The sequence below is a fragment of the Rhodococcus spelaei genome, from assembly GCF_006704125.1.
In the GTDB taxonomy this organism is placed as follows: Bacteria; Actinomycetota; Actinomycetes; order Mycobacteriales; family Mycobacteriaceae; genus Rhodococcus_G; species Rhodococcus_G spelaei.
The window spans coordinates 111,848-137,606 of record NZ_VIGH01000004.1; the positions used below are offsets into that span (position 1 = coordinate 111,848).

A 25,759-nucleotide genomic window follows, 5' to 3' on the forward strand; every position below is an offset into this window, starting at 1 on the left:
GCAGCGGAGTTGCCTCACACCCCGATGTTGATCGCGCCGCGGTAGCCGTCGGCGGTCTTCGCGACGGTGACGATGCCGGTCGCGTCGAAGATGCCGTCCTTCGCGTTGTCGACGTTGTTGGCCCGCCCGGTGTGGTCGCTGTAGGGAGCGTTGGCGTAGATCTCGTCGAGCAGTGCCTCCTCGAAGAACAGCTGGGTGGTCAGGACCGTCTTCTTGTCCACGTGCACCTTGAGGTGGATGTGCGTGGTCCGGCCCATGTACCAACCGGGGAAGATGGTGGTGAAGGTCGCGACACCGTTGGCGTCCGTGGTCTGCGCGCCGCGCAGGTAGGTGCCGTCGTCGGTGGTGGTCGCCTCCGCGTCGCCGACGCTGTACGAGCCGTTCGAGGTCTCCCCGGATCCCGCGCCACCCGGACCGCCCGGACCGCCCGGACCGCCGGGACCGCCCGGACCGCCGGGCCCGCCCTGGGGCGGCTGCGCACCGGCCGGCGGCCCACCCGCCGGAGGTTGACCGCTCGGACCGCCGGAGCCCTGCTCGCCGGACGGCGGACTGCCGTTCGCGCCCATGGACCCGGACTCGAAACCGGAGTACACACCACCCGCATCGCAGTGCCAGACCTCGACGACCGCATTCGCGACCCCACCCCCGCCCTCCGGAGTGCACGTCGCCGAATCCTGAACGCGCAGCGCCAACTCGAACGTGGCGCCGGGTCGATCCTCACGGATGTCACTGCGGATGGAGTCGACGTCGAACCAGTACGGGCCTTGCGTCTCCTCCTTGCTCGCCACGCACTGCGGTGCCTGGGCGAGCAGGGTCATGACGTCGCCGGCCGCCGGGTTCGTGGTCGCGGGGGCGGCCGAGGTCGTCGAGGTGCCCGTCGAGTCGTTGCCCGCGCAAGCGGCGATCAGGCCGCTGAGCCCGACGGTCCCGCCCAGTGCGAGGGCCCGACGCCTGCTGACGCGGGCTCGGCTGCGCTCGATGTCCCTGTTCACATTTGACTCCGATCAATCTCGTTGATGGGTCGATCTTTGCTCTCGCTGCTGCGAGCACGCTCCGATCTACCCGCGAGGATCCTGTGAGTCCGCTTCAGCTCCGCCAACTGTGCGCGCCGTTCACCCCAATGAGGGTGAACGGCGCGCACAGGCGGCGGAGCCGCGTCAGCGGGGCGGGGCGGGGATGGTGGTCGGGACCTCGAGTGTGACGGAGTACCGGTCCTCGAGGTTCTGTCGGAACTCGTCCTGGCAGCGCTGCAGTTCGGTCTGGTTGTTGCCTGCGTCCCGCACGCAGTCCACGTAGTCGCGGCCGCCCACCCGGTTGAAGATTCCGATGCCGACCACGATCAGCACGATCGTGATGATGATCGCGGCGATGCCGAGCAGGATGCCCGCCAACGACATTCCGCCGTTGGTGGCGGTCTGCTTCTTGAACTGCGACCGGCCGATCAGACCGAGGATCAGTGCGAGGACACCGAAGACGAAGCCGCCGATGATCGTCCACACCGTGACGATGCCGAGGATGCCCACGATCAGGGCCGCGATGCCCATGCCGTTGCGGGGTGCGATCGGCGCTGCGCCGGGATAGGGCTGAGCCGCGTACTGCTGGCCGCCCGGATACGGAGGCTGGCCGCCGGGGTACTGCTGGCCGCCGGGATATTGCGGGCCGCCGGGGTACTGGGGTGGTCCGCCGGGATACGACGGTTGCCCACCCGGGTATTGCTGCCCGGCCGGGTACTGGGGCGGGCCGCCGGGATACGGGGGCTGGGCACCGGGATACGGCTGCTGACCGAACTGTGGCCCGTCCGGCGGCTGACCCCCGGGTGGCCTGGACTCCTCGGGACGGTCGGGCTCGTCGGGAGGGTTGGGCGGCGGAGTCGTCATCAGTTCTCCTCGGGCGTGAACCGTGGGCACCAGACAAGCGATCGTCCCCGCAGACTAGCCCGCAAATGCCCGACGCGTCCGGATTCGTCGGCCCGCGCCAACGACCGAACGGGGGCTCACGGTCGATTCGGTGGTGCGATATCGACCATGAGCCCCCGCTCAAGGGTTTCGGGGTGTCGGCTACGAGCTGCCGAGCAGGTTCTCGAGGCTGCCAGCGGTGCCGAGCGTGCTGCCGAAGGAGCTGCCGTTGCCCCCGCTGCCGGAGGAGCTGCCGTTGTCGGAGCTGCCCGCGCTGCCGGTGCCGTTGTCGCCGCCCTTACCGATCTGGAAGTTGCGGACGTAGAACGTCGAACTCGACCCCGACTGGTCGATGCAGTTCGTCAGAGCCCCGTACGGGCCGTCGGCGAGACCGGTGAGCGACGCGGTGGCGGACTTCGCGGCGTCCGCGACGTTGCTGACGAAGGTGATCGTGGGTTCGAAGGTCGGGGTGACCGCCGGATCCGCGGACGTCGTCACCTTCGGGTACACCATTGCGGAGTAGTCGCCGGCAGCGACTCCGGTGGCGGTGAGGGGGCTCGCCTGCGGGCCCTTCGCGTAGTCGTCGAGCGACTTCTGCAGCGCCTTGGCGTCCAGCGATCCCTTCACCACGAACGGAGACATGCAGAACACGTTCGCATCCGCGGGTGCGGTGACCACGACCTTCGCGTCGCTGCCGGTGACCTCGACGGTCAGGGCCGGGGAGTTCTCGACCACCTTGAAGGTCGGCGCGATCGGCTCGGCGCCGGCGACGGCCGGCGCGGCGAGCACGCTCCCGGCGAGAATTCCCATGCCTGCCAGGGCGATCCGGGTGGTGGTCTGTGCCTTCATGCGTCTCCCTTGTTGATCGTCCGCGGTATCCGACGGACAGAGTGCCGCGCCCACCGTAGAGGAGATTGCCGCCGCTGTCTGTCGTTCAAGGGAGGTAAAAGACGCCAGGTCAACGGTTTAACGCAACTGGACGCTGGCCGCGGCCCGGGCCAGGAGCCGGCCGGTCGCGTCGGTGAGCGTCGTCTCGACGAGGGCGAGCCTGCGCCCGGCCCGCACGACCGCGGACTCGACGCGGACGGCACCGCCGTCGATGGTGGGGGAGCGCACGAAATCGATCCGCAGATCGAGCGCGCGGTAGTCCTGCCCGGGCGCAGTCAGGGTCTGCGCGGTGAGCCCGGTCAGCAGGTCGGACGTGGCGATCAGGTTGCCGCCCTGCACGGAGCCCAGGTAGTTCGCCATCCAGGGCTGCGGGGTGAACTCGGCGACCACCCGGCCGTGCTCGACCGCGGCCAGTTCGACCCCGAACAGACCGGCCAGCGGACCCCGCGCCACGGCGCCCGAGGCAACTGCCGTCACCACGTCGAGGCCCGGGAGGTCGGCGAACTCCGCCGGGTCGGTGACGGGTTCGGCGGTCGGGACCGGGAGCGGATCGCCGCCGAAGACCGTGTCGGCATGCGTTGCGCCGCGGCTGACGACGACCGATCGGGCGGTGAGCACGGCCAACGGCTGTCCGTCCGGCCCGGTGACGTCGCCTGCCGACAGCCCGATGCCGGTGTCGAGGTCGAGGTGGACCACGTGACCGCGAGCGACGAGCTCGCCGTGGTCGGGCAGTGGCGCCGCGAGCGCCGCGGTGACCTGCGACAGGACTGTCTGGGTCCCGGCCGGCACGGACCGTCCTGCGGCGCTGCCGGGTACGGCGTCGACGAGAACACCGATCGACCCGAGAATGGTGCGCCCGCGGTGGTCGTGGAACCGCGGGCCGACCGCCTGGGCGTAGTGGGTGTGCCCGGGCTCGGACTCGCCGCGGCGCGCGCCCATCAGGGTCATCAGTCGGTCGGTCGGGGGCGCGGCGGTGGCGGTCATGTCGTCTTCTCTATCACCCGCTCCGGGGCCGTCCCGCCGGTGGCCCGTCAGTGCGCGACCATCCCGCCGTCCGCGATGATCACCTGCCCGGTGATGAAACTGCCCGCGTCGGAGCGCTCGACGAGGCGGTCGCCACCTTCGCGCCGTCCACATCCACGGAGGGAGTGCCGCGGGTCGGCGCGGCCGGTGCCGCGCGTCGAGGCGTGAGCTACGGCCGGCCCAGCTGCGCACTCGAACCGGATCGGGCGAGCAGCATGCCGCCGGCGTCGACCAGTCGGGTCTCGATCAGCACGATCCGGCGACCGGCCCGCACCACCTCGGCCTCGACCCGGATCGGCGGGCCGTCGACGGCGGGGGAGCGGACGAAGTCGATCTTCAGGTCCAGCAGTCGGTACGACTGCCCGGCGGTGGTCAGCGTCTGGGCGGTGAGTCCGGTGGTCAGCGCCGCGGCGGCGAAGAGCATGCCGCCCTGTACCGAGCCGACCTGATTGCTCATCCAGGGCGCGGGGATGAACCGCGCGGAAATCGTTGTGTCGAAGACGGATTCGACGTCCAAGCCGACAAGGCCGGCGAGCGGTCCGCGAGCGAGGGTGCCGGCGGCGATGCCGTCCACGACGGCGCGCCCGTCGAGTCCGATCAGGGACTCCGGTTCCGCCGGTTCCGGGTCCGGTATCACCAGGGTGGCGGCGGGACCGATGTGGACGTCGTCCTGCGCGGCGCGGGTGACGATGACGCTGCGGGCGAGCAGGCTCACCGCGGTGGCACCGTCCTCGGTGACCACGCGGCCCGAGGACAGTCCGGTGCCCGCGTCGAGGTCGAGGTGCTCGATGCGGGCCCGCGCGGTGAGCGTCCCGACCTCGGGGAGTGGGGCGGCGACGGCGGCGGTCAGTTGGGAGACGACCGTCCGGTTGCCGTGGGGAACCGAAGCGAAGAACGCGCCGGCCACCGCGGAATCGGCGAGGACGCCGACCGAGGCCAGGCCGGACAGTCCGCGGTGGTCGTGGAACCGCGGGCCGGCTTCGCCCTCGAGATCGGTGCCAGCCGGGGACATGGCGAGCACGCGGACCCCCATCATCGTGTTCAGGGGGTCGACGCCGCGCGGGCGCGTTGCGGATGCGGTCATTCGTCCTCAGTAGCAGGCTGCGGGCGTCGCGAACAGCGCCGGTCCCGGCCGCCGGGACGAGGGTTCTCAGCCGCCCAGGCGGGCGTGCATTTCCCAGACCAGTACTTCGGCGGGCGCGTCGGCGGACAGCCGCTGGCCTCCCGTCGCGGTGAAGCGCACCGCGTCGCCCTCGGACAGTCGGCCGGCACCCTCGAGCGTGACCTCGCCCTCCGCGACGAACAGGTGCAGGTACGGCGACTCCGGCAGGGTCACGGCGTCGCCTGCCTGCATCCGCGCGACGTAGAGCGCGGCATCGGAGTTCGCGATCCCGATCGCGGACTGACCGCGGTGCTTTCGCATCCCGGAGGCCACCGGCACCAGGCCACCGCGCATCAACTCGCCGTCGATCTCGAGCTGTTCGTAGCCGGGCGTGACGCCCGACTCGTCGGGCAGCACCCACATCTGGATGAAGCGAACCGGCTCGGCGTGCTCGGGACTCTCGGCTCCCGCGAGCCGCCAGGAGTCGTTCTTCTCGGAGTGCAGGATCCCGGTGCCCGCACTCATCCGCTGGGCAAGGCCCGGGTAGATGACGCCGGAATGGCCGATCGAGTCCTGGTGCACGAGCGATCCCCGCAGCACCCAGGTGACGATCTCCATGTCCCGGTGCGGGTGCGTCTCGAAGCCCTGACCGGGCGAGACGATGTCGTCGTTGTTGACCATCAGCACGCCGTGATGGGTGTTGTCGGGATCGTAATGCTGGCCGAAGGAGAACGAATGCTTCGAGTCGAGCCAGGAGACCCGGGTCTTGAGTCGATCGCCTGCGCGGTGGATGTCGACGTGCGGGGTGGTCAGTGCCGTCATGGGGCCTCCTCTTTGGTGCTTCGATTTTCAACAGTACGGAGGTCCGCAGCAATGGCCGTACGGTTGACCGTCCCGATGCGCGAACGATGCCGATCGGGGTCGTAACCGTGAGGTATCCGCGACCTGTTGCGGCGGTCGTCGTCGCCAACGACGATCGGTGACGAACCGTGAACCCGACCGTGAACGGAGACACCATGTCCCAGATTCCGGGTATCGATCCGTCCGTCCCGCCGAGCGGCGCGGGATGCGCCGACTGCGAGGCGACGGGCGGGTGGTGGGTGCACCTGCGGCGGTGCGCCCAGTGTGGCCATGTCGGCTGCTGCGACTCGTCGCCCTCGCAGCATGCGAGCGCGCACGCCGCGGCCAGCGGGCATCCCGTGGTCCGCAGCTTCGAACCGGGCGAGGACTGGTTCTGGAACTACCGGACGCAGGCGTACGCCGAGGGTCCCGAACTGGTCCCGCCGCAGCACCACCCGATCGAGCAGTCGGTGCCGGGACCACGGGAGCGGGTACCGCAGGACTGGCCCGATCACGTCCACTGACCGCGCCCGGTCAGCTACGTCAGCGTCTCGTGGGCGGCCGGGACGGACCCGAGCCGGCCGGCCTGGAAGTCCTCGAACGCCTGGATCACCTCGGCCTTGGTGTTCATCACGAATGGGCCCGCCATTGCGACGGGTTCGCGGATCGGCTTGCCGCCGAGGACGAAGACCTCGAGGGACTCGGTCCGCGAGTCCTGGGTGTCCGCCGCAGCGATCGTGATGGTGTCGCCGCGTCCGAAGACGGTCATCTGCCCCGATCGGACCGGCCGCCGCTCGGCGCCGACCAGTCCGTCGCCCGCGAGTACGTAGGCGAGCGCGTTGAACTCGGGATTCCACGGGAGGGTGAGGCTCGCGCCCGGCGCGATGGTGGCGTGCACCAGTGAGATCGGGGTGTAGGTGGAGCCGGGGCCGTGGTGGCCGTCGACCTCGCCGGCGATGACGCGAACGAGCGCGCCGCCGTCGGGGGAGGAGAGCAGTGCGACCTTGTGGCCGGTGATGTCCTGGTAGCGGGGTGCTGCCATCTTGTTGTCGCGCGGCAGGTTCACCCACAGCTGCACGCCGTGGAAGAGGCCGCCGGTCATCACCAGCTGCTCGGGCGGAGCCTCGATGTGCAGGATGCCGCCGCCCGCGGTCATCCACTGGGTGTCGCCGCCGCTGATGACGCCGCCGCCACCGTTGGAGTCCTGGTGCTCCATGGTCCCGTCGATCATGTAGGTGACGGTCTCGAAGCCGCGGTGCGGATGCCAGGGCGTGCCCTTGGGTTCGCCGGGCGCGTAGTTGACCTCACCCATCTGGTCCATGTGGATGAACGGGTCGAGGTACTTCAGGTCGACGCCCGCGAATGCGCGGCGGACCGGGAAGCCCTCTCCCTCGTAGCCCTTGGGGGCGGTCGTCACGGACAGCACGGGACGCGCGGTGGCATCGGGTGCGGGCTCGGCGATGCGGGGCAGCGCGAGGATGTTGTCGACGGTCACGGCGGGCATGGTGGCTCCTCCGGTCTTGTAGTTGATTGTTCAACTAGTTCACACTAGCTCAACGCTGGACAAGCGGAGGTATTCCCGAGTTCCTGACGAGCGCACACAAGCTGTCGCGATCACACCCGTACTGCGTTCTTTGCCAGGGTGATCGCGACGAAAGGGGTGTGCCGACGGGCGCGAGCGTCGACTGGCGGACTACGCCCTGGCCGCGACGGGGCGCCCGGCCTGCTGATGCCGATCCAGGATCATCCGGAGTCCCGGGTGGCGGGCGGCGAGCTCGTGCCAACTGTCGCTGGGCAGGTCGCTGACGTCGAACATGTCGTCGACCTGGGCCTGTGCCATCCGGTCCCAGTGGTGCTGCAACGCCCGCAGCAGGTCGGTCCGGTCGTCGAAGACCTCGGCGTACCGCGGGTTCCACGGCAGGACGCCGGTGGGGGTCCGCTCGATGTCGTCGCAGATCTCGAGCAGCAACTGGACGCGCTCGCGGGTGCGAGTCGGCGCGAACGGGCGGGTGGTGTTCATGATCGGCTCCTCGAGTGCGTCGGTGTTTCGATGTGCCCAACGCTATGGACTGACCGCCGCCGAGTCGTCGTGCCGGAGGAGGGACCTGCCCTGCGACCGCCGCAGGGACCGGACTGCGACCACGGTAGGAGTGCGACTGCTTCTCCAGAGGGATCCGCTCGCCGGGTTTGCTCCCTACGCTGAGGGGGTGGGCGTACTGGTCTGGTGGCGGTCGCGATACGAAAGTCGGGCACCCGAGCGGGTGCGCGACTACCCGTGGTGGCTGCCGACCTGCATGACGCTGATCACGATCGTGGTCGCGGTGATCGCCGTCGCGCAGCGCGGGGACCTGATTCCGCCGGGGCCCGCGGCGCTGGCCGGGCTGATCACCGTCGTCCCCGGCGTGAGCCAGCTGATCACCGCCAGGGTGTGGCCGCCGATGCTCATGACGGCCACGACGATCGGTGGCGTCGTGTGGCTGCTGCTCGATCCGGTGCAGCAGGACTTCGCGCCGGTGCTGCTGATGGTGATGGTCGGGACGGTAACGGCAACCGCCGGGGCCTGGTGGGGACTCGCCGCGAGCGTCGCGAGCATCGGCACCCTGATCACGGTGGCGGTCACGGCAGAGTTGGCGGATGTCGGGATCTACGTCGGCGGTGTGCTGCTCGGATTCGACGTCGGGTTCACGATGCTGTGGCAGAACCGGGCCCTCGAGGCGGAGCGCAGCGGCCGGCGGGCCGAGCGGGAACGGGCCACCGTCGCCGAGCGCCAGCGCATTGCCCGAGACATCCACGACGTGGTCGGTCATTCGTTGAGCGTGACGCTGCTACACCTGACCGGTGCGCGGCACGCCCTGGAAACCGACCGCGACGTCGACGAGGCGATAGACGCCCTGCGGGACGCCGAGCGGATCGGCAGGGAGGCGATGGCCGACATCCGCCGCACAGTCGGACTGCTCGCGACCGAGGGGACCGAATCCGCCGCGCTGCCCGGCGTCGAGGACATCGCCGCACTGGTCGACACCATGCGGGGCGCGGGACTCTCGGTGAGCTACCGGACCGACGGTTCGCCGAACGTGACGCCGGGCACCGCCCTTGCGCTGTACCGCATCACCCAGGAGTCGCTCGCGAACGTGGCCAAGCACGCACCGACTTCTGCCGCGTCGGTCAGGTTGGAGTTCACTCCTGCGCAGGCTCGCGTGACGGTCGAGAACGGCCTGGCAGTGAGGCAGCACGGCCAGGGACGGTCCGGCTCGGGACTGACGGGCATGGCCGACCGTGCCGCCCAGCTCGGTGGCATCGTGCAGGCCGGCCCCGATCCCGAGGCACCGCGCTGGGTCGTCGACGCACGGCTTCCGACCGGAGTCGCCACCGCCATTGCAGACTGTCCGTGGAAGGTGGTGACCGGTGATGTCTACAGAGCCAAGTGATTCCGCGGATCAGATACGCGTCCTACTCGTCGACGACCAGGAACTGGTGCGCTCGGGCCTGCGCCGAATCCTGCGCCCGCGAGACGGATTCGCCATCGTCGCGGAATGCACCGACGGCGACGAGGTGCTGGACGCGGCATCCGAGCACCCGGTCGACGTGGTCGTGATGGATCTGCGGATGAAGCGTGTCGGTGGCATCGAGGCCACCCGACTGTTGCGCCGTCGCGGCGACGATCCGCCGGTGCTGGTCCTCACGACCTTCGACGACGACGAATTGCTCTCCGGTGCGCTTCGGGCGGGGGCAGCCGGGTTCGTCCTCAAGGACGCCGGGGCAGAGGAGTTGATCCGTGCCGTCCGAGCCGTCGCCGGGGGCAGATCCTGGCTCGACTCGGTGGTGACCGGTCGGGTGCTCGCCGCGTACCGATCGTCGCCGCCGGCGCACCCCACGGCCGAGGCCGCGCCCGAACGGCTGACGCCGCGCGAGAAGGACGTGCTGCGGCTGATCGGTCACGGGCACAGCAATTCCGAAATCGCCGACGCCCTGGTGATTTCCGAGCTCACCGTCAAGAGTCACATCGGCCGGATCTTCACCAAGCTCGACCTGAGGGACCGCGCCGCCGCCATCGTCTACTCCTTCGACCACCACATCGTGCGGCCCGGCACCAGCTGACGGACGTGCGCCTCCTACCAGGGTAGGAGGGAGGTTTGCCACCGCGGCACGACGCCTCCGACACCCAGACGTCCTAACGTCGGTGGGGACACGAAATTCACCTAGCTGCGCACGAACCGTCGCAATCATCTTGCGGTGGAGGGGAGTTGGTTGTGCTCACCCGTCTGGCTGCCACCTGTGCCCGTCACCCGAAGCTGGTGCTGTTCGCCGCGTTGCTGGCCCTCGTCGTTCTCGGTGTCCTCGGAGCGTCGGCCCCGGGACACCTCCGTGGTGGGGGGTTCGCCGACCCGGCCGCACCGTCGAGTCGGGCCAATGCCCTGCTCGAGTCGAAATTCCAGGCAGGAGACCAGAACCTGGTCTTCCTCGTCACCGCCGCCGAGGGCGTCGACAGTCGACAGGCCAGGTCGGTGGCCGACGACACCGTCGCAGCGCTCGGCCGCGAGGCCGATGTCAGCCAGGTGGTGTCGTACTGGTCGATGCCTGCGCCCTTCTCGGCGCAGTTGCGCAGCACCGACGGTCGAATCGGGGTGATCGCCGCACACGTGGCGGGCGACGACGCCCAGGCGCCCGAACGTGCCGCGGCGATCGCTGCACCGCTGACCGGCCGCACCGGATCGGTCGACGTGCAGGCCGGAGGTCTGGCGTTGGGTACCCACGAGGTCGACGAACGCATCTCGCACGACCTCCTGATCGCCGAAGCGGTTGCGATCCCGATCACCGCGGTGGCGTTGACCTGGGTGTTCGGCAGTGTGGTCGCCGCGGCACTGCCGGTCCTGCTCGGACTGGCGTCGATCGTGTCGACGCTCGGGGTGCTCCGCCTGATCGCCGACGTCACGCCGGTGTCGGTGTACGCCTTGAACATGACGACGGCGCTCGGGCTGGCGCTCGCCATCGACTACAGCCTGTTCATCGTCAGCCGCTACCGGGAAGAACTCGCCGCGGGTGTGGATACGACGGAGGCGATCGTCCGGGCTATGGGGACCGCCGGTCGCACCGCGGTGGTCTCGGCAGCGGCGGTCACGCTGTCACTGGCCGTGCTGGCGATCTTCCCGCTGTACTTCCTGCGGTCGTTCGCATACGCCGGGGTCGCGGTGGTCGTGGTCAGCGCCGCAGCCGCGATCCTGGTGATGCCTGCAGCACTGGCACTGCTCGGAAACCGGGTCGGTGCATGGGATCTGCGGGTCACGGTCCGTCGGGCGCTGCGACGACCGCCGCCGCGTCCGTTCGAGTCCGAGTCCCCGTTCTGGGGACGGGTGGCCGAGCGTGTGATGCGCCGCCCCGTTCTGTTCGGGGCAGCCGCACTGCTGGTGCTGCTGACACTCGGCGCGCCCGTTCTGTCCATGCGCGTGGGGCTCCCCGACGAGCGGACCCTGCCTGCGACCGCGTCGACCCGGATGGTCGGCGACACCGTCCGCGCCGAGTTCACCGGCAGCCCGCAAACCCAGTTGACGGTGGTCGCCCCCGACACCACCGGGTCCCCCGACGCGCTCGGCTCGTACGCGGCGGCGCTGTCGAAGGTCCCCGGTGTCACCGCGGTGATCTCGTCGGCGGGAATCACCCTGTCCGGACAGTCGGTTTCGCCCGGACCCGCGGCCAAAACCACACCGATGACCCGAGGCGACAGCTCGTACCTGTACGTGGAGAACGCCGTCGAGCCGTACTCGTCGCAGGGTCAGCAGCTGGTGCGGGCGGTCCGGGCGGTGCCCGCGCCGTGGCCGGTGCAGGTTACCGGTCTGGCGGCCGAGAACGTCGACACCACGGCCTCGCTGGTCTCCCGACTGCCGCTGGCCGCGGTGCTGATCGGCGTGCCGATGTTGGTGGTGCTGTACTTCTTCACCCGCAGCCTGGTGCTGCCGGTCAAGGCGTTGGTGCTCACCCTGCTGTCGCTGACGGCGACGTTCGGGGCAATGGTCTGGATCTTCCAGGACGGCCACCTGGCGGGCCTGTTCGGCGTGACCCCCACCGGCTACCTCTCCGCGGCGATCCCGATCCTGATGTTCTGCTTGGCTTTCGGTGCGTCCATGGACTACGAGGTGTTCCTGCTCTCGCGGATCCGCGAGGAATGGCTCGTGAGTGGGGACAACACGCGCGCGGTCGCCCGCGGTCTCGCCCGGACTGGGCGGATCATCACTGCCGCGGCAGTCATCATGGCGATCGTCTTCATCGCCGCGGCCACCTCGTCGATCTCGTTCATCGACCTGTTCGGGGCGGGTATGGCGCTGGCCGTGCTGATGGACGCCACCGTGGTGCGCGGGGTGTTGGTGCCCGCGTTCATGCGACTGTTCGGCGCCGCGAACTGGTGGCCGTCGCGGGCGACCGTCGCCTCTGCTCCTGCACGAGAGCATGTCCCCGGCGAGCACACCCCCGCTGTCGCGATCTCACCGGCGTTGCACGCGGAATAGCGTTGTGACGGCGACAGTGGGGCTGCGCAGTCCCTGCGCCCACCTCGAAATCAGGGCAGCAGCACGAACTTTCCGCTCGCGTGCGGACCCTGAAGCTCGACGTGGGCCTGCGCCGCGGCGTCGAGTGGGAAGGTCTTCGCGACGAGGACGTCCAGCTTGCCGCGCCCGGCGAGTTCGATCAGCTCGGACCGCGCCTCGAACCGGATCCGCGTGCTCTCCGGGCTCCCCGCGCCGATTGCGGGGAAGCCGTCCTGCGCGGCCCGGCCGAACGCGACGATCGTGACGATGCGGTCGCGGTCCGAGACAAGGGCGAGCGAGGTGTCGATCGCCTCGTCGGTGCCTGCGGTGTCGAAGGCGGCGTCGACCCCGTTCGGGGCGGCGGCGCGCACCCGGTCGAGCAGACCGTCGCCGTACGCGACGGGCACCGCGCCCAGGCTGCGCAGGTAGTCGTGCTTGGACTCGCGGGCGGTGCCGATCACCGTGGCGCCGCGGGCGACCGCCAGTTGCACGGTGAGCGCGCCGACCGCGCCCGCCGCGCCGTGGATGAGCAGGGTGTCGCCGGCTCCGACCCGGGCGGTGGTCAGCGCGTCGACCGCCGTCGTCCCCGTCGCGAGCAGTCCGGCGGCCTGCTCCCACGGCAGCGTCGACGGCTTGGGCAGCACGTCGCCGGCATCGAGGTTGAGTAGCTGGGTGTAGGTGCCCTTGCCGGGGTGGAGGATCACCTCGTCGCCCACGGCCAGCGGGCCCGCGGGGCCGGCCGCGCCCTCGCCCACCGCGACGACCACGCCTGCGCCCTCGAGTCCGGGGCGGACCGGCAGCGTGGCGGGGTCGGAGCCGAACGCCCCGCTGTACGTCTTGAAGTCGAACGGGTTGACGCCGACGGCGCGCAGTTCGACCTGCACCTGTCCAGTCCCGGGCGCCGGCACCGGCTCGTCGATCACGGTGAGGACCTCGGGTCCTCCGAACGCTGTCGCTACCACCGAATTGGCCATGTCTGGCCAACGACGCGGCGGCGGTCGTCTATTCCGTCGGAGCGGCGTCAGCCCCTTCTCTGCACTCGGATCAATTTTGGACTCGGTGCAAGTTTGGGTCTAGGCTGGGACCGTGACCACCCCACCGGGCCTGCGTGCGGCGAAGAAGCTGGAGACGTGGCGTTCGCTGCGTGCCGCCGCCGTCGAGCTCGTGTCGGCACGCGGGTTCGACGCGGTGAGCGTCGAGGAGATCGCCGCCGCGGCGAACGTCTCCAAGAGCACCCTGTTCAACTACTTCGACTCCAAGGAGTCGCTGCTGCTCGACCCCGACCCCGAAGACTCCGAGCGCTGGCAGGCACTGGCGGATGCCCGTCCGCACGATGAGCCGATGTGGGAGTCGTTGCTGGAGATCGTGATCGGCAGCGCGGGACGCGATGGCTCGAAACTGTTGCTGCGCAAGAGTGTCATCGAGCAGTGCCCGACGCTGTTCCAGTCCGCCTGGGCGTCGAGCGAACCGTTCCGGTGCTTCGTCCGCGGCTGGGTGACGCAGCGGCTCGCCCCGGACAACGACGCCTTCCGGGTGGCCCTCGTGGTGAACACCGCGTTCGCGGTCGTGCACGCCGCCTACCGATCCTGGGAGCCCCAAGAGGGGCCGGACCGGTTCACCGCTCTGGTCCGCGACGGATTCGCGGCCGTCGGTGACGGTTTTCTCCAACTCGGCGGGCCGCCCGCCCCCGGCACCGGAAAGTCCTGAGGCCGCCCGGTGAACGCCCTGCTCGAGCGCTTGCAGACCCTCGACTCCCTGGTGGTGTACGCGGTGGTCACGGCGCTGGTGTTCACCGAGGATGCACTCCTGCTCGGCTTCGTGATTCCCGGCGAGACCGCGGCGATTCTCGGCGGGGTCGTCGCGAGCCAGACGCATGCGCAGCTCTGGCTGATGATCGTGCTCGTGGTCGCGGCGGCCGTGCTCGGTGACACCGTCGGTTTCGGGATCGGCCGCCGGGTCGGACCGCGAATCCTGCAGCTGCCGTTCCTGACCGGCCGTCGACGGCTCGACGGGGCACAGGAACTGCTGCGTCGACACGGCGGACCCGCGGTGTTCGTCGGCCGGTTCGTCGCCTTCATCCGGACCGTCATGCCCCCGCTCGCGGGGATCAGCGGGATGCCCTACCGACGCTTCCTGGCCTTCAATTCCGTTGCGGCGCTGGTGTTCGGAGTCGGCAACGTGCTGCTCGGTTTCGTGGCCGGCAACTCCTACGAGAAGGTCGAGAAGGCGGTCGGCGGCGGCACCGGTGTCCTGATCGCCGTCGCCGTGCTGGCGGTGGCGATCTGGTGGCTGCGCCGACGGCGCACCGCGACATTCACGGTCGCGGCGGAGCCGGCGGTCGCCGAGGGTGTGCACACTCCGGGAGGCTGACCACCCGAACCCGCGCAACTCCCGGACCGGCGTCGCCGGTGGTCGGGATCGCGCTGATGGCGGTCGGCAAGCCGTGGCGTGAGCGGCGGGAGGTCCGGCGCATCCTGGCACACCGCACGACGATGATGGCCGACGCGCAGGGCGCCGCCCGCGAACACGGCATCGCGACCCGCACCGAGGTACTCGCGAAGTACGGCGCCGGGGAGTCGGCCGCATCCGCCGAGGTACTCGAGGACGAGGACGAGCAGGCAGGCGACGCGTTCACCAACTACGGTCGCTCGCTCGCCGGGATCGACGGCGACGGCTACGCGGGCGAGGGCGGCAGGCATCGCCGGCCGGACCAGTCGTAGGGGTCAGTCGACGCAGGGGGTGCCCTGGTCGGCCGCGATCGGGGCGCCCTGCGGCCCGGCGGTCGGGGCGGCCGGTGCCGGAACGCCCGGGCTCGCGGTGCTGGCGGCGGGCGCCGGTACCTGCGTGGTCGGCGGGGTGAGATCGACGCCGACGCTGTCCGGTCCGAGCGTCACGGCGACCCGGTTCGTGGGCAGCGCGGAGTCTGCGACTGCGGTGACGCCGTACCGGTCGGCGAGCGTCGCGGCCAGGCCCTCGCCGCCGGTGCCGTACCGGATGTCGGTCGAGGTGACCGCGGACCCGGTGGACAGGGAGCCCGTCCGGTAGCCGAGGGCGGCCATTTCGGACGCGGTCGAGGCGGCCAGCCCGGCGTGGTCGGTGCCGTTGACCACGTCGACAGTCTCGTGCCCGGACGGCTTGGTCGCCGGAGCGGTCGTGGTGGGCCAGCCGGTCGGATCGCCGGTGGCGAACAGTCGGCTCACCTCGGTGCGCAGCCTGGTGACGTCGACCTTGTTGACGTCCTGGCCGTTCACGGTCGCGTACCCCTCGATGGGCAGGGTGTAGAAGTCCAGGTCGCCGCCGGTGAGGTTGGAGGCCTGCGAGGCGAACTTGACCGGATCCATGCCGGAATCGATGACGATGTCCTTCTTCGCCGCGTCGACCAGACCCTGCATCTTGCCGAGGTTGCCGATCACGCCGGTCGACTTCAGGTTCGCGATCACCGCGGAGATGAACGCCTGCTGGCGGTGGGTGCGGTCGAGGTCCCCGTTGTCGAGTCCGTGCCGCTGCCGCACGAACGCGAGTGCCTGCGACGGGTCGAGTGTCTGCTTGCCTGCGGGGAAGTTCGCCCCGGAGTAGTCGTCGTGCACGGGGGCGTTCAGGCACACCTGCAGCGGTCCGAGGGCCTGGGCGATGTTGTAGAAGCCGATCAGGTTGACCTCGGCGAAGTGGTCGATCGGCACGTGCAGCAGGTTCTGCACGGTGGTCAGGGTGGACTTACGCCCCACCTCGCGGGACTTCTGTTCGAGTTGGGCGGCATCGGTGACGCCGGTGTCGCGCAGCCGGGTCTCCTCGTCGGCCTTCGCGAGCCCGTACGCCTCCTTGATCTTGCGCATGCCGTAGCCCGGGACGTTGACGTAGTCGTCGCGGGGGATGGCCGCGGCGCTGGCCCGACTGCCGTCGCCCGGCACGTGCAGGAGCAGCAGCGTGTTGGTGTTGTATCCGCCGACGTCGCTGTCGCCGGCGTGCAGTTTGTCGGTGACGAACTGAGCGGGCAGGTCGCTGCCGTCCATGGCCTTGCGGCTGTCGAGGCCGATGAGCAGGATGTTCGTGTCGCCGTGCACGGACCGCGGGGCGTCCGGTGCCAGCGCCTTCAGGGCGTCCGAGGTGTACATCCCCGAGGTCAGGCCGGCCTGCGCGGCCCAGCCGATTCCCACCCCGGCCAGCACGACCGCCGACATGGTCCCGGCCACGATGCGCATCCCCCGCAGCCCGGCGGCCGGGCGCCGGCGGGTCCGGGTCGGCCGATGGCTGTGCCTGCCCCGCCGGTGGTCCCGGCGCGGCCCGTCATGGCCCGGCGACGCCGAGGTGGAGGAGTACGACACGAAGGCCACGGTACCGATCGATGCGGGGGAGTCCGGCGGCCGCATTCGCGTGGCGGGCTGCGGCATCGTCGACCTGGGAATCTCTTTACCAAGCCATACGACCCCTCGGTCAGGATTGCGGATTCGTTGGGGATGCATTGGCATGACCTTGAATCATGATGTGACGCACAACATTCCACTCGTTTCCGGGTGATCTCAGGGGCACACTGGTGCGGTGTCGTTCGTCGATGTCCCGCTGACGCTGTCCACCGCCCTCTCGTCCTGGCGCTGGGACGTCCCGACCCTCGTCGTGGTGGCGGCGCTGGGCGGCGGCTACGGGCGCGCCTACTCGATCGCGGCGCGCCGCGGCGCGGGGGTCGGCCGGGGGCGGCTGCTCTGCTTCCTGCTGCTCGGCTGCGCGCTGTGGCTGGTCGCCGCGTTCAGCTTCGTCGGCGTGTACGCCGACACCCTGTTCTGGGTGCGGGCACTGCAGGTGGTGCTGTTGTTGTTCGTCGTCCCGTTCGGGCTCGCGCTGGGCAAACCCGTCACGGTCGCGCGCGCCGCCCTCGGCGAGACCGGACGCGCGCGGGTGGACGCCGTCGTCGGCAGCCGGGCCGCGCGGGCATTGACCTACCCGGCCACGACGTCGCTGGCGATGCTGGCGACGCCGTGGCTGCTCTACCTCACTGGGTGGTACCCGGCGGTGCTCGAGCACCAGGGCGTCGACCAGCTGACCCGGCTGCTGCTGGTCGCGGTCGGCTTCGGCTACTTCTACTCACGGCTGCAGGTCGACCCGGTGCCGCACCGGTACTCGCAGATGATCTCGCTGGCGATCACGGTCGTCGAGGTGATCGGGGACGGCGTGCTCGGCATCGTGATCTGGCTCGGACCCGAGATCGCCGCGGAGTACTACCAGCAGTTCGCGCGGAGCTGGGGGCCGGATCGGCGCACCGACCAGGCGATCGGAGCCGGCATCCTGTGGCTGCTCGGCGACGTGATCGGGATTCCTTTCCTGCTGGTGCTGATGCGCGCGTTCAGCCTCGACGACCGCGCGCAGGCTGAGGCGATCGACGCCGAACTCGATGCGGTCGAGCACGCGACCCCGGCCGTCGAGGCGGAGGCCTCGGGGGGATTGTGGTGGGAGCAGGACCCACAGATGCAGGAACGATTCCGCAGGCAGTAGACGCCCAGCCACAGAGAAATCTCATACCCCTGCCACCGTCGTCCCACATACCGCCCGTACCTTCGGGAGTATGGTTGCCGCACATGTGAATCCGTCCCGCCTACGCCGTTGGTGGCCCGGCCTCGTCGTGGCCGTGGTGCTGCTGGTGGTCGTCGGGGCAGGCGCGGCGTACTGGATCGGGACGGACCGCTCCACGGGCAGCAGGGTCGTTGCGATCGTGAACGAAGACTCCGGGACCGTCACTGCAGGCAAACAGGTGCGTACCGGGGATCAGGTGGTCGCCTCGCTGCAGGAGTCGGACGCGTTCGCCTGGGAGGTAGTGGACGCCGACGCCGCCACCGATTCGAAGTACCTCGCCTCGGTGACCATCCCCGAGGACTTCTCCGCGACGGTGGCTTCGCTGGGCACCACCACCCCGCGTCAAGCCCAGTTGTCGGTGCACCGCAACGGCGGCTCGGCGGCTGACGCCGACGCGATGTCCGCGCTGACGGCCACGGTCTCGGAGCAGACCGGCGCCAACGGCATCAAGAACCTGCTCAGCGGCATGTCGTCGGCGCGCAGTCAGCTGCAGCAGACCCTGCTGCCGGCCCAGCTGCTCGCGACCGCGACCGGCGCCGCGGACACGCAGGCCCAGCAGCTGCTCGGCAGTGTCGACTCGGTGCTGCCGTACCTGAAGACCGCCAACGACGGCGCGAACCAGCTGGTGGACGTCGCCGGCAAGGTGTCGGGAATGGTCGGGCAGGCCAGCGGCCCCGCCGGCGAGCTCTCCACGCGACTGACCTCTCTCGGTGTCACCATCGGCGACCTCACCACGGGCACGGCGCGACTGCAGGGCGGGCTCGGCGCGGCAACGAAGGCCTTGCGCGCATCCGGGCTGGACGCCGGCAACGCGGCCGGGGCGCTCGAGCGGACCGTCGCCGACCTCGGCGAGGTGTCCAGCCAGCTGACCGCCGTCACCAAGCTGCTCGGTTCCGGCGTGGGTCCGGACACCGACCTCGGTGACGCGCTGAGCAGCGGTTTCGGCCAGCTGCGGGACGTGTCCGCGCAGCTGAGCAGCGCGGGCGAACAGTTGCAGGCCGGTATCGGGCCGATCGCGCAGCAGGCGCCGCAGATGTTGGGCGAGACCAAGAATCAGATCCTGGCCGGCATCACCCAGCTCAAGACCGTGTCGGCGCAACTCAACGACCAGCTCGGCAAGGGCGTGGGGGCCATCCCGGTGCGCAATGCCGCGCAGCAGCAGCAGATCTCGACGGTGCTCAGCGCGCCGGTGTCGGTGGTCGAGACCGGCGGAGCCGCGGGTCCGGGACTGCTGACCGCGCGGAACGCGGCGATCGGTTTCGCCGCGACCACGTTGCTGCTTGCCTGCGCGCTGGGGTGGTCGCTGAGACGCGGGCGTCCGGTGTCCGTTTCTGCCGAATCGGACGGCGTCGATGCGTCATAGTGGGGCATGCCGACCACCCGGATTGTGACGACACGGACCCTGAGCATGGCGGCGATCGCCGCGACGATCGCCCTGACGGCCGCGGGCTGCGGTAACGACGGCGCGTCCGGCGCCGACGGCCGAGCGCACGGCATCACCACCCAGGCCACCGGGAAGGTGGCCGGCACACCCGACACCCTCACTGTGGTCCTCGGCGTGCAGACCAAGGGCGCCGAGGCCAACGCGACGCTGGCCGCGAACGCGGAGAAGGCCACCGCGTTGATCGACACGCTGAAGGCGAAGGGCCTTGATGCCAAGGACATTGCGACCAGCGGACTGTCGGTGCAGCCGACCTACGGGCCCTCCGGCGTGATCACCGGCTACCAGGTCGACAACCAGGTGACCGCGACGGTGCACGACATCGGCCGGTCGGGCGAGCTGATCGACGCGGCCGCCGCCGCGGCGGGCGACGCGGTGCGGGTGCGGGACACCACCTTCTCGATCGCCGACGACGGCGAGCTGCGCGCGCAGGCCCGCGAGCGCGCGGTGCGGCAGGCGCAGGCACAGGCCGGCCAGATCGCCTCCGCCGCCGGGGTGGGTCTGGGCGCGGTCCGCTCGATCACCGAGGTACCCGCGAGCGGACCGGCGCCGATGCCGGGCGTGTTCGCCGACCGGGTGCCGACGCCGATCCAGCCGGGCAGTCAGGAGCTGAGTGTGACGGTCGAGGTCGTCTACGACGTCGACTGAACCGTCTCGTCAGCGGAGCAGGTCCCACCGCCCCGGATCGCACTCCAGCGCGGGCCGGTCCCAGTTCCCGAGGTCGGCCGCGGCGCTGTAGGTCTCGTGCAGGAACTCGAGCACCGTGGCATCCGGGTCGGCGGCTGTGCGGACCGCCTCGTAGGGGAGCAGGAACTGCTGGAACTCGGTGCTGTAGAAGGCGTCCCGCGGTCCGACCGGGTAGTCGGCGAAACCGTCCGGCGCCGGGTAGCAGTACGAGTAGAAGGCGCCCTCCTCGCCGCCGCCCGGCCAGAAGCCGCAGCTGCTCAGTTCGTGCGAGTAGCCCTCGACCATCACCCAGTCGCCGCAGTTGGGTGCCCCGCCCGGATGGGTGGGTGCGGACCGGCCGGAGAATCGGGTGCAGGCCAGATCCATTGCACCCCAGAAGAAGTGCACGGGGCTGACCTTGCCGATGAAGTGGGAGCGGAACGTCCTGAAGACGCGGTCGGCCTGCACCAGTTGACGCCAGAACAGCTGCGCCGCGTCCGGGGCGTACGCGCAGTGCACGGTGTCCTCGGCGAACGGGATGGCAGGCTCGACCTCGTTGGGGGCGGCCTGGATTCGCACGTGGACCCCGAGGTCGGCGAGCGCCTGCATGGTCTCGGCATGGAACTGCGCGACCGACTTCGGTTCCAGCGCAACCTCCCCCGCGCGCCCGTCGCTGGTACGCAGGTGCAGGCGGTGGTCGCAGAAGTCGAACTCGACGTCCAGGGCGCGGCCGCCACACGGGATGGTCCCGGTGCTCAGGCCGCGCGCGGTGACGTACAGCGTCACCTGCCACCAGTGATTGACCAGGGGCGAGAGCGCCATTCGGACCTTCCCGACAATCTGGGTCCACATGTGCAGCGTGTCCCGGGTGGCGGTCCAGTCGGCCACGCGCAATGCAGGCCAGGTCAGGGCGGTCGGGTTGTGCTCGGTCACCGTGCCTCCGTCCGGGTGAATGCTCACCGGTCGTTCGGATTCAGCTGGGGCGTGGGTCGACGAACCGAGTGTATCCACCGTCGCTTCCGTTCGGCAGGGCACGAGTCAATACCGGCCGACGCCGTCGATTGCGGCCTAAGCTCGAGCCGTGGCACACACCGAGTCCTCGTTCATCGGCAAGCACGGCACCCGCATCGACTACGACGTCTGGACGCCGGACGGGCCGCCGGTCGCGGTGCTGGTGCTCGCACACGGGTTGGGTGAACACGCCCGGCGCTACGACCACGTGGTGGAGCGGTTGGTGGGGCTGGGGCTGGCCGTGTACGCGCCCGACCATCGCGGCCACGGGCGGTCGGGCGGCAAGCGTGTCGAGCTCAAGGCGTGGTCGGACTTCACCGACGACCTGCACCAGCTCGTCGGCATCGCGACCACCGAGCAGCCCGGCCTCGACCTCTACCTGCTCGGACACAGCATGGGTGGGGCGATGGCGCTGTCCTACGCGCTCGACCACCAGGACCTGCTGGCTGGGCTGATCCTGTCGGGACCCGCGGTGGACGTGACCACCGGCGTGCCGGGCGTCGTCGTCGAGGTCGGCAAGATCGTCGGACGCTTCCTCCCGTCGCTGCCGGTGCAGACCCTCGACGCCAACCTGGTCTCCCGCGACCCGGCGGTCGTCGCCGCGTACAAGGCGGATCCCTTGGTGCACCACGGCAAGGTGCCGGCCGGCATCGCACGCGGGCTGATCGTCAACGCCGAGTCGCTGCCCGAACGGCTGCCGTCGCTGCGGATCCCGCTGCTGCTGTTGCACGGCAGCGAGGACGGACTGGCGAACGTGAACGGCAGCCGCATGATCGCCGCGACGGTCACCCTGGACGACCTGACCTACACGGAGTACCCGGGGCTGTACCACGAGGTGTTCAACGAGCCCGAGCGCGAGCAGGTGCTCGACGACCTGGTCGGGTGGCTGCAGCCACGGCTCGCGCACTGAGCCCGCGCCGAAGGTCCCGCGTTCGGGCGTTCGGTTTCGCCCCGCCCGACATGCTCGCGCGGGTAGTCTCCGGGCGCTCGCTGTTTCCCGCACCGATAGGTCGCTTCCTTGACACGTGACATGTCCCGGCGCCGCTTCATGGCCCTCGGTGCGGGAGCGTTCGGTGCCACCGCGGCGAGCTCGCTGCTGCCGCCCTCACTGCAGCAGGTCCTCGCCGCCCCCGTCGCGCCCGGCAGCCTCGGCTCCGTCGAACACGTGGTGCTGCTGATGCAGGAGAACCGGGCGTTCGACCACTACTTCGGCACGCTGCGTGGCGTCCGCGGATTCGGCGATCCCAACGCCCTGCGGCTGCGCACAGGCCGGACCGTCTACGAGCAGCCGGCCGGCGACCAGGTGGTGGTGCCCTTCCCGATTCGCGACTCGGCGCAGGCGCAGCGGATGGACAGTCAGAACGTCACCGCGCTCGACCACGAATGGGCAGGCGGGCACAAGGCGCTCGCCGCCGGGTGGCATGACGGCTGGGTCCCCGCGAAGACGGCGGCGACGATGGCGCACTACGAACGGCAGGACATTCCGTTCCACTACGAGCTCGCCGAGTCCTTCACCATCTGCGACGCCTACCACTGCTCGGTGCCGACCTCGACCGCGCCCAACCGCAACTACTGGGTGTCGGGCTACACCGGATTCGAGTCGAACGGCGCCCGCGCGGTCACCAATTCCTCGTACCTGCCCGGGCATTCGGGATACACCTGGACGACCGTGCCGGAACGGCTGGAGGCCGCCGGGGTGTCCTGGCACACCTACCAGGAGTGGGACAACTTCACCGACAACAACCTCGAGTACTTCGTCTCCTTCAAGAAGGTGGTCTCGCGGCTGCTGGGCAGCCCGTCGCTGCTGCCGTACCAGTTCCCGACGCTGATGGCGCTCTACGGCGGGCTCGGCCTGCTGCCCGCACCCGCGCAGGACGTGCTGCTGCGGTGCCTCGACGAGGCGGTCGGCCGGCTCGATCCGGCCGACCGGCAGCTGTACGAGCGGGCGCTGCGCCGCGAGCGGCCCGGCCGGCTCGCGGCCCGGTTCCGCGCCGACGTCACGGCGGGGACACTGCCGCAGGTCTCGTACCTGGTGCCCTCGACCGTGGATTCGGAGCACCCGTCGGATTCCTCGCCGGCCGCCAGCGCGAGCCTCGTGTACCAGGTGCTCGACGCGCTCGCCTCGGACCCCGAAACCTGGTCGAAGACGGCGGTTTTCCTCAACTTCGACGAGAACGACGGGTACTACGACCACGTGCCGCCGCCGATGCCGCCCGCCGGGACCGTCGACGAGTTCGTCGGCGCGGAGGCGCTGGGCCTCGGCCCGCGGGTGCCGATGACGGTCGTCTCGCCGTGGACGGTCGGCGGCTACGTCTGCTCGCAGGTGTTCGACCACACCTCGATCACCCAGTTCCTGGAGAAGCGGTTCGGGTTCACCCAGCCGGAGATCAGCGGGTGGCGCCGGACCGTCAGCGGCGACCTCACCTCCGCGTTCGACTTCGGCGCCCCGCACGCCCGGCCGTCGGTGACCCGGCCGCCGGCGGCGCCGCCGCTGAAACCGAGGTGGACACCCGCGCCGCCGACCACCGGGCGAATGCCGGTGCAGGAAACGGGTTCTCGGCCTGCCCGCGCGCTGCCGTACCAGCCGGACGCGCACGCCGCGCTCGAGGCGGGGGCGCTGACGGTCCAGCTGAGCAACTCCGGCGAGCGGAGCGTGCACTTCGCGCTGTACCCGTACGCGGGCGAGTTCGAGACGCCCCGACACTTCGACGTCATCGGCACCTCGAACAGCTCGGTAGCGCTGCCGCGGGGCAAGTACGACCTGACGCTTCTCGGGCCCAACGGTTTTCGGCGTGAGTTCGCAGGCAGCGTCAGTGGCGCGGGGGCCGGGGTGTCGGTCCGCAACGCGATCGACGCCGGTGGTCGGGCGGTGCGCGTGACGATCCGCAATGCCGGCGCGGGACCGGTGACCGTGCGGCTGACCGTCGGCGGGCAGGACAGCGGCGGCGTGATTGCCGCGGGCGCCGAGTCCCACTACACGATCGCGTCGACGCGGGGCTGGTACGAGGCGGAAGTGACCCTGACCGAGGACGCTGCGTTCCGGCGCCGGTGGACGGGGCACATCGAGAACGGTGCGGAGAGCGTCAGTCAGGGCGCGGTGGTCGTCGCGGCCACCGGGGACCTGACCTGGTCCGGGCCCGCGCCGGGTGGTTCCGGCTCGACCAATCCGCTGGCGGGATCGTCGTCGCTGCTACCGCTCGGTACCGGCTCGGCCTAGAGGGGAATTGTCATGTCGCAGTTGACTCATCGCACCGTCGCGGTGAACGGGATCGAGATGCACGTCGCCGAGCGCGGCGAGGGTCGGCCGGTGGTGCTGTGCCACGGGTTCCCCGGACTCTGGTTCACCTGGCGGCACCAGATCGAGGCACTGGCCTCGGCCGGGTACCGGGTGATCGCGCCCGACATGCGCGGGTACGGCGGGACCAGTGCGCCGGCGGACGCGAGTGAGTACGACCGTCCGCACACGGTCGGGGACATGGTCGGCCTGCTCGACGCCCTCGACGTCGAGCAGGCGGTGTTCGCCGGCCACGACTTCGGCGCGCACCTGGTGTGGGACCTGCCGGCCTGGGCCCCGGGTCGGGTGTCGGCGCTGATGCAGCTCAGCGTGCCCCGCACCCCCCGCCTGCCCGTGCAGCCGAGCGTCGGGTTCAAGTACCTCGCCTCCCAGCACTTCGCGCACGTGCACTACTTCCAGGAACCGGGTGTCGCGGACCCTGAGTTGGGGGAGCACCCGCGCGAGTTCCTCGCGAAGATCTTCCACGCGCTCAGCGGCGCGAACCGGTACCTCGACTGCTGGGACTTCCCGTCCGAGGGCAACGGCTACCTGGACGTGCTGCCTCAGCCACCCGCGCTGCCGTGGAACTGGCTCAGCGAGGACGAGTTCGACTACTACGCAGCGGAGTTCACGAGGACCGGGTTCACCGGTGGACTGAACTGGTACCGAGCCGAGGACGCGGTGTGGGTGCAGAACGAGGCCCTGCACGACCGTCCGATCGAGCTGCCGGTGACGTTCATCGCCGGGGCGAAGGACCCCGTGCTCGAGATGATGGGCAGGGAGCCATTCGCGGCGATGCGAAAGCTGGTACCGGGCCTCGTGTCCACCCACGTGATCGACGGTGCAGGGCACTTCGTGCAGATGGAGAAGCCTGCCGAGGTGAACGCGGCAATGCTCGAGTTCCTGGCCGGCCTGCCCGCCTGACGGCCTGACCGCCCGCCCCCGTCGGGTTGCCCGCCGCCTCACGGTGATGGGAACCAATAGCCAGTTAGACCGAGCGAAGGTTCCCATCACCCTGTGGAGAGGGGCGGCGGGCCGCGACTACTTGATGGTCGCGAGCGAGGCCAGGGTGCCCGAGCAGGCGTCTGCCACCTCGGCGCCCTTCTTGTCGAAGTGTGCGGTGAAGAACTCCGCGTGGTCGGCGTGCTCGTGGAAGTGGTGCGGGGTGAGCACCGCAGAGAACACCGGCACGTCGGTGTCGAGCTGCACCCGCATCAGACCGTCGATGACGGCCGACGCGACGAACTCGTGCCGGTAGATGCCGCCATCGACCACCAGGCCCGCGGCGACGATCGCGGTGAAGCGGCCGGTGCGGGCGAGGCGCTGCGCGTGCAGCGGGATCTCGAAGGCTCCCGGGGTCTCGAAGTACTCGATCTCGGAGGGATCGTGACCGAGCTCGCGCCACCGGGCGGCGAAGGCGTCGCGTGCATGGTCGACGATGGACCGGTGCCAGGTGGCCTGGACGAAGGCAATGCTCATGCACAAATGCTAGAGCCGGACAACGTCGCGACACCAGCGGGACCGGCGATTGCGGCGAGG

Annotated in this window: 25 protein-coding genes; 13 read left to right on the forward strand and 12 right to left on the reverse strand. The window is 70.2% G+C overall.

The window, feature by feature from the left end; all coding sequences use genetic code 11:
- Window positions 1-14: 14 nt before the first annotated feature.
- The 6 genes from FK531_RS22335 to FK531_RS09960 form a co-directional block, all read right to left on the reverse strand.
- The gene (locus FK531_RS22335) at window positions 15-992 is read right to left on the reverse strand and encodes a peptidase associated/transthyretin-like domain-containing protein (RefSeq protein WP_181762895.1); all 978 of its coding nucleotides are present in this window, start codon (window positions 990-992) and stop codon (window positions 15-17) included.
- Between the two features lie 165 nt (window positions 993-1,157).
- On the reverse strand, window positions 1,158-1,877 hold the full coding sequence (locus FK531_RS09940; protein ID WP_142098557.1) for a DUF4190 domain-containing protein: 720 nt from the start codon (window positions 1,875-1,877) through the stop codon (window positions 1,158-1,160).
- 180 nt (window positions 1,878-2,057) lie between these two features.
- Window positions 2,058-2,744, reverse strand: coding sequence for a hypothetical protein (locus FK531_RS09945; RefSeq protein ID WP_142098560.1), 687 nt, complete (start codon window positions 2,742-2,744; stop codon window positions 2,058-2,060).
- A 117-nt stretch (window positions 2,745-2,861) separates the two neighbouring features.
- A complete protein-coding gene (locus FK531_RS09950; protein WP_246098081.1) occupies window positions 2,862-3,767 on the reverse strand; it encodes a PaaI family thioesterase in 906 nt (301 codons plus the stop codon).
- 208 nt (window positions 3,768-3,975) lie between these two features.
- Window positions 3,976-4,890, reverse strand: a complete 915-nt coding sequence (locus FK531_RS09955; RefSeq protein ID WP_246098082.1) for a PaaI family thioesterase — start codon at window positions 4,888-4,890, stop codon at window positions 3,976-3,978.
- Window positions 4,891-4,956: 66 nt separating this feature from the next.
- The gene (locus FK531_RS09960; RefSeq protein WP_142098563.1) at window positions 4,957-5,730 is read right to left on the reverse strand and encodes a pirin family protein; all 774 of its coding nucleotides are present in this window, start codon (window positions 5,728-5,730) and stop codon (window positions 4,957-4,959) included.
- 194 nt (window positions 5,731-5,924) lie between these two features.
- On the opposite strand from FK531_RS09960, the gene FK531_RS09965 reads away from it, so the two are divergent.
- On the forward strand, window positions 5,925-6,272 hold the full coding sequence (locus FK531_RS09965) for a UBP-type zinc finger domain-containing protein (RefSeq protein WP_142098566.1): 348 nt from the start codon (window positions 5,925-5,927) through the stop codon (window positions 6,270-6,272).
- Between the two features lie 14 nt (window positions 6,273-6,286).
- Here the strand turns inward: FK531_RS09965 and FK531_RS09970 are convergent, their stop codons facing one another.
- On the reverse strand, window positions 6,287-7,252 hold the full coding sequence (locus FK531_RS09970; RefSeq protein ID WP_142098569.1) for a pirin family protein: 966 nt from the start codon (window positions 7,250-7,252) through the stop codon (window positions 6,287-6,289).
- Between the two features lie 189 nt (window positions 7,253-7,441).
- Window positions 7,442-7,768, reverse strand: a complete 327-nt coding sequence (locus tag FK531_RS22340) for a hypothetical protein (protein WP_181762896.1) — start codon at window positions 7,766-7,768, stop codon at window positions 7,442-7,444.
- A 187-nt stretch (window positions 7,769-7,955) separates the two neighbouring features.
- Between FK531_RS22340 and FK531_RS09975 the strand changes: the two genes are divergently transcribed.
- From FK531_RS09975 to FK531_RS09985, 3 genes are all read left to right on the forward strand, one after another.
- Window positions 7,956-9,176: a sensor histidine kinase gene (locus tag FK531_RS09975; RefSeq protein ID WP_181762897.1), complete on the forward strand. Its 1,221-nt coding sequence runs from the start codon at window positions 7,956-7,958 to the stop codon at window positions 9,174-9,176.
- Window positions 9,157-9,846, forward strand: a complete 690-nt coding sequence (locus tag FK531_RS09980; protein ID WP_142098575.1) for a response regulator transcription factor — start codon at window positions 9,157-9,159, stop codon at window positions 9,844-9,846. Before FK531_RS09975 ends, FK531_RS09980 begins: the two co-directional genes overlap by 20 nt.
- Before the next feature lie 152 nt (window positions 9,847-9,998).
- Window positions 9,999-12,248, forward strand: a complete 2,250-nt coding sequence (locus FK531_RS09985; RefSeq protein WP_142098578.1) for an MMPL family transporter — start codon at window positions 9,999-10,001, stop codon at window positions 12,246-12,248.
- A 50-nt stretch (window positions 12,249-12,298) separates the two neighbouring features.
- Here the strand turns inward: FK531_RS09985 and FK531_RS09990 are convergent, their stop codons facing one another.
- Window positions 12,299-13,240, reverse strand: a complete 942-nt coding sequence (locus tag FK531_RS09990) for an NADP-dependent oxidoreductase (RefSeq protein ID WP_142098581.1) — start codon at window positions 13,238-13,240, stop codon at window positions 12,299-12,301.
- 112 nt (window positions 13,241-13,352) lie between these two features.
- On the opposite strand from FK531_RS09990, the gene FK531_RS09995 reads away from it, so the two are divergent.
- From FK531_RS09995 to FK531_RS10005, 3 genes are read left to right on the forward strand one after another with little or no spacing between them, the layout of a single operon-like run.
- Window positions 13,353-13,973, forward strand: coding sequence for a TetR/AcrR family transcriptional regulator (locus FK531_RS09995; protein ID WP_142098584.1), 621 nt, complete (start codon window positions 13,353-13,355; stop codon window positions 13,971-13,973).
- Window positions 13,974-13,982: 9 nt separating this feature from the next.
- The gene (locus tag FK531_RS10000; RefSeq protein ID WP_142098588.1) at window positions 13,983-14,636 is read left to right on the forward strand and encodes a DedA family protein; all 654 of its coding nucleotides are present in this window, start codon (window positions 13,983-13,985) and stop codon (window positions 14,634-14,636) included.
- A 38-nt stretch (window positions 14,637-14,674) separates the two neighbouring features.
- Window positions 14,675-14,986 (forward strand): hypothetical protein, encoded by a 312-nt coding sequence (locus FK531_RS10005; RefSeq protein WP_142098591.1) that lies wholly within the window; start codon window positions 14,675-14,677, stop codon window positions 14,984-14,986.
- A gap of 3 nt (window positions 14,987-14,989) precedes the next feature.
- Here the strand turns inward: FK531_RS10005 and FK531_RS10010 are convergent, their stop codons facing one another.
- Window positions 14,990-16,588 (reverse strand): LCP family protein, encoded by a 1,599-nt coding sequence (locus tag FK531_RS10010; RefSeq protein ID WP_246098084.1) that lies wholly within the window; start codon window positions 16,586-16,588, stop codon window positions 14,990-14,992.
- Between the two features lie 214 nt (window positions 16,589-16,802).
- Between FK531_RS10010 and FK531_RS10015 the strand changes: the two genes are divergently transcribed.
- The 3 genes from FK531_RS10015 to FK531_RS10025 all read left to right on the forward strand — a co-directional run bounded on the left by FK531_RS10015 (window position 16,803) and on the right by FK531_RS10025 (window position 19,917).
- Window positions 16,803-17,750: a cytochrome c oxidase assembly protein gene (locus FK531_RS10015; protein ID WP_142098596.1), complete on the forward strand. Its 948-nt coding sequence runs from the start codon at window positions 16,803-16,805 to the stop codon at window positions 17,748-17,750.
- A gap of 70 nt (window positions 17,751-17,820) precedes the next feature.
- Window positions 17,821-19,191, forward strand: coding sequence for a YhgE/Pip domain-containing protein (locus FK531_RS10020; RefSeq protein WP_142098599.1), 1,371 nt, complete (start codon window positions 17,821-17,823; stop codon window positions 19,189-19,191).
- A gap of 24 nt (window positions 19,192-19,215) precedes the next feature.
- A complete protein-coding gene (locus tag FK531_RS10025) occupies window positions 19,216-19,917 on the forward strand; it encodes an SIMPL domain-containing protein (protein WP_246098085.1) in 702 nt (233 codons plus the stop codon).
- Window positions 19,918-19,926: 9 nt separating this feature from the next.
- On the opposite strand, the gene FK531_RS10030 is transcribed toward FK531_RS10025, so the two are convergent.
- On the reverse strand, window positions 19,927-20,868 hold the full coding sequence (locus FK531_RS10030; protein WP_290367619.1) for a DUF5996 family protein: 942 nt from the start codon (window positions 20,866-20,868) through the stop codon (window positions 19,927-19,929).
- Between the two features lie 148 nt (window positions 20,869-21,016).
- On the opposite strand from FK531_RS10030, the gene FK531_RS10035 reads away from it, so the two are divergent.
- The 3 genes from FK531_RS10035 (at window position 21,017) to FK531_RS10045 (ending at window position 25,144) form a co-directional block, all read left to right on the forward strand.
- The gene (locus FK531_RS10035) at window positions 21,017-21,856 is read left to right on the forward strand and encodes an alpha/beta hydrolase (RefSeq protein ID WP_142098605.1); all 840 of its coding nucleotides are present in this window, start codon (window positions 21,017-21,019) and stop codon (window positions 21,854-21,856) included.
- Window positions 21,857-21,976: 120 nt separating this feature from the next.
- Window positions 21,977-24,163 carry a phosphocholine-specific phospholipase C gene (locus FK531_RS10040; RefSeq protein ID WP_435531045.1) on the forward strand — a complete coding sequence of 729 codons (2,187 nt, stop codon included), beginning with the start codon at window positions 21,977-21,979 and terminating at the stop codon, window positions 24,161-24,163.
- A gap of 6 nt (window positions 24,164-24,169) precedes the next feature.
- Entirely contained in the window at window positions 24,170-25,144 is a 975-nt protein-coding gene (locus tag FK531_RS10045; RefSeq protein ID WP_181762923.1) for an alpha/beta fold hydrolase, read from the forward strand.
- A gap of 117 nt (window positions 25,145-25,261) precedes the next feature.
- On the opposite strand, the gene FK531_RS10050 is transcribed toward FK531_RS10045, so the two are convergent.
- Window positions 25,262-25,699 (reverse strand): 6,7-dimethyl-8-ribityllumazine synthase, encoded by a 438-nt coding sequence (locus FK531_RS10050; protein WP_142098613.1) that lies wholly within the window; start codon window positions 25,697-25,699, stop codon window positions 25,262-25,264.
- Window positions 25,700-25,759: the final 60 nt, after the last annotated feature.

Bases quoted from the DNA above. Each gene is read 5' to 3' on its own strand.
- FK531_RS09940 (WP_142098557.1), bottom strand. From the start codon at position 1,877: ATGACGACTCCGCCGCCCAACCCTCCCGACGAGCCCGACCGTCCCGAG.
- FK531_RS09945 (WP_142098560.1), bottom strand. From the start codon at position 2,744: ATGAAGGCACAGACCACCACCCGGATCGCCCTGGCAGGCATGGGAATT.
- FK531_RS09950 (WP_246098081.1), bottom strand. From the start codon at position 3,767: ATGACCGCCACCGCCGCGCCCCCGACCGACCGACTGATGACCCTGATG.
- FK531_RS09955 (WP_246098082.1), bottom strand. From the start codon at position 4,890: ATGACCGCATCCGCAACGCGCCCGCGCGGCGTCGACCCCCTGAACACG.
- FK531_RS09960 (WP_142098563.1), bottom strand. From the start codon at position 5,730: ATGACGGCACTGACCACCCCGCACGTCGACATCCACCGCGCAGGCGAT.
- FK531_RS09965 (WP_142098566.1), top strand. From the start codon at position 5,925: ATGTCCCAGATTCCGGGTATCGATCCGTCCGTCCCGCCGAGCGGCGCG.
- FK531_RS09970 (WP_142098569.1), bottom strand. From the start codon at position 7,252: ATGCCCGCCGTGACCGTCGACAACATCCTCGCGCTGCCCCGCATCGCC.
- FK531_RS22340 (WP_181762896.1), bottom strand. From the start codon at position 7,768: ATGAACACCACCCGCCCGTTCGCGCCGACTCGCACCCGCGAGCGCGTC.
- FK531_RS09980 (WP_142098575.1), top strand. From the start codon at position 9,157: ATGTCTACAGAGCCAAGTGATTCCGCGGATCAGATACGCGTCCTACTC.
- FK531_RS09990 (WP_142098581.1), bottom strand. From the start codon at position 13,240: ATGGCCAATTCGGTGGTAGCGACAGCGTTCGGAGGACCCGAGGTCCTC.
- FK531_RS10020 (WP_142098599.1), top strand. From the start codon at position 17,821: ATGGTTGCCGCACATGTGAATCCGTCCCGCCTACGCCGTTGGTGGCCC.
- FK531_RS10040 (WP_435531045.1), top strand. From the start codon at position 21,977: ATGTCCCGGCGCCGCTTCATGGCCCTCGGTGCGGGAGCGTTCGGTGCC.
- FK531_RS10050 (WP_142098613.1), bottom strand. From the start codon at position 25,699: ATGAGCATTGCCTTCGTCCAGGCCACCTGGCACCGGTCCATCGTCGAC.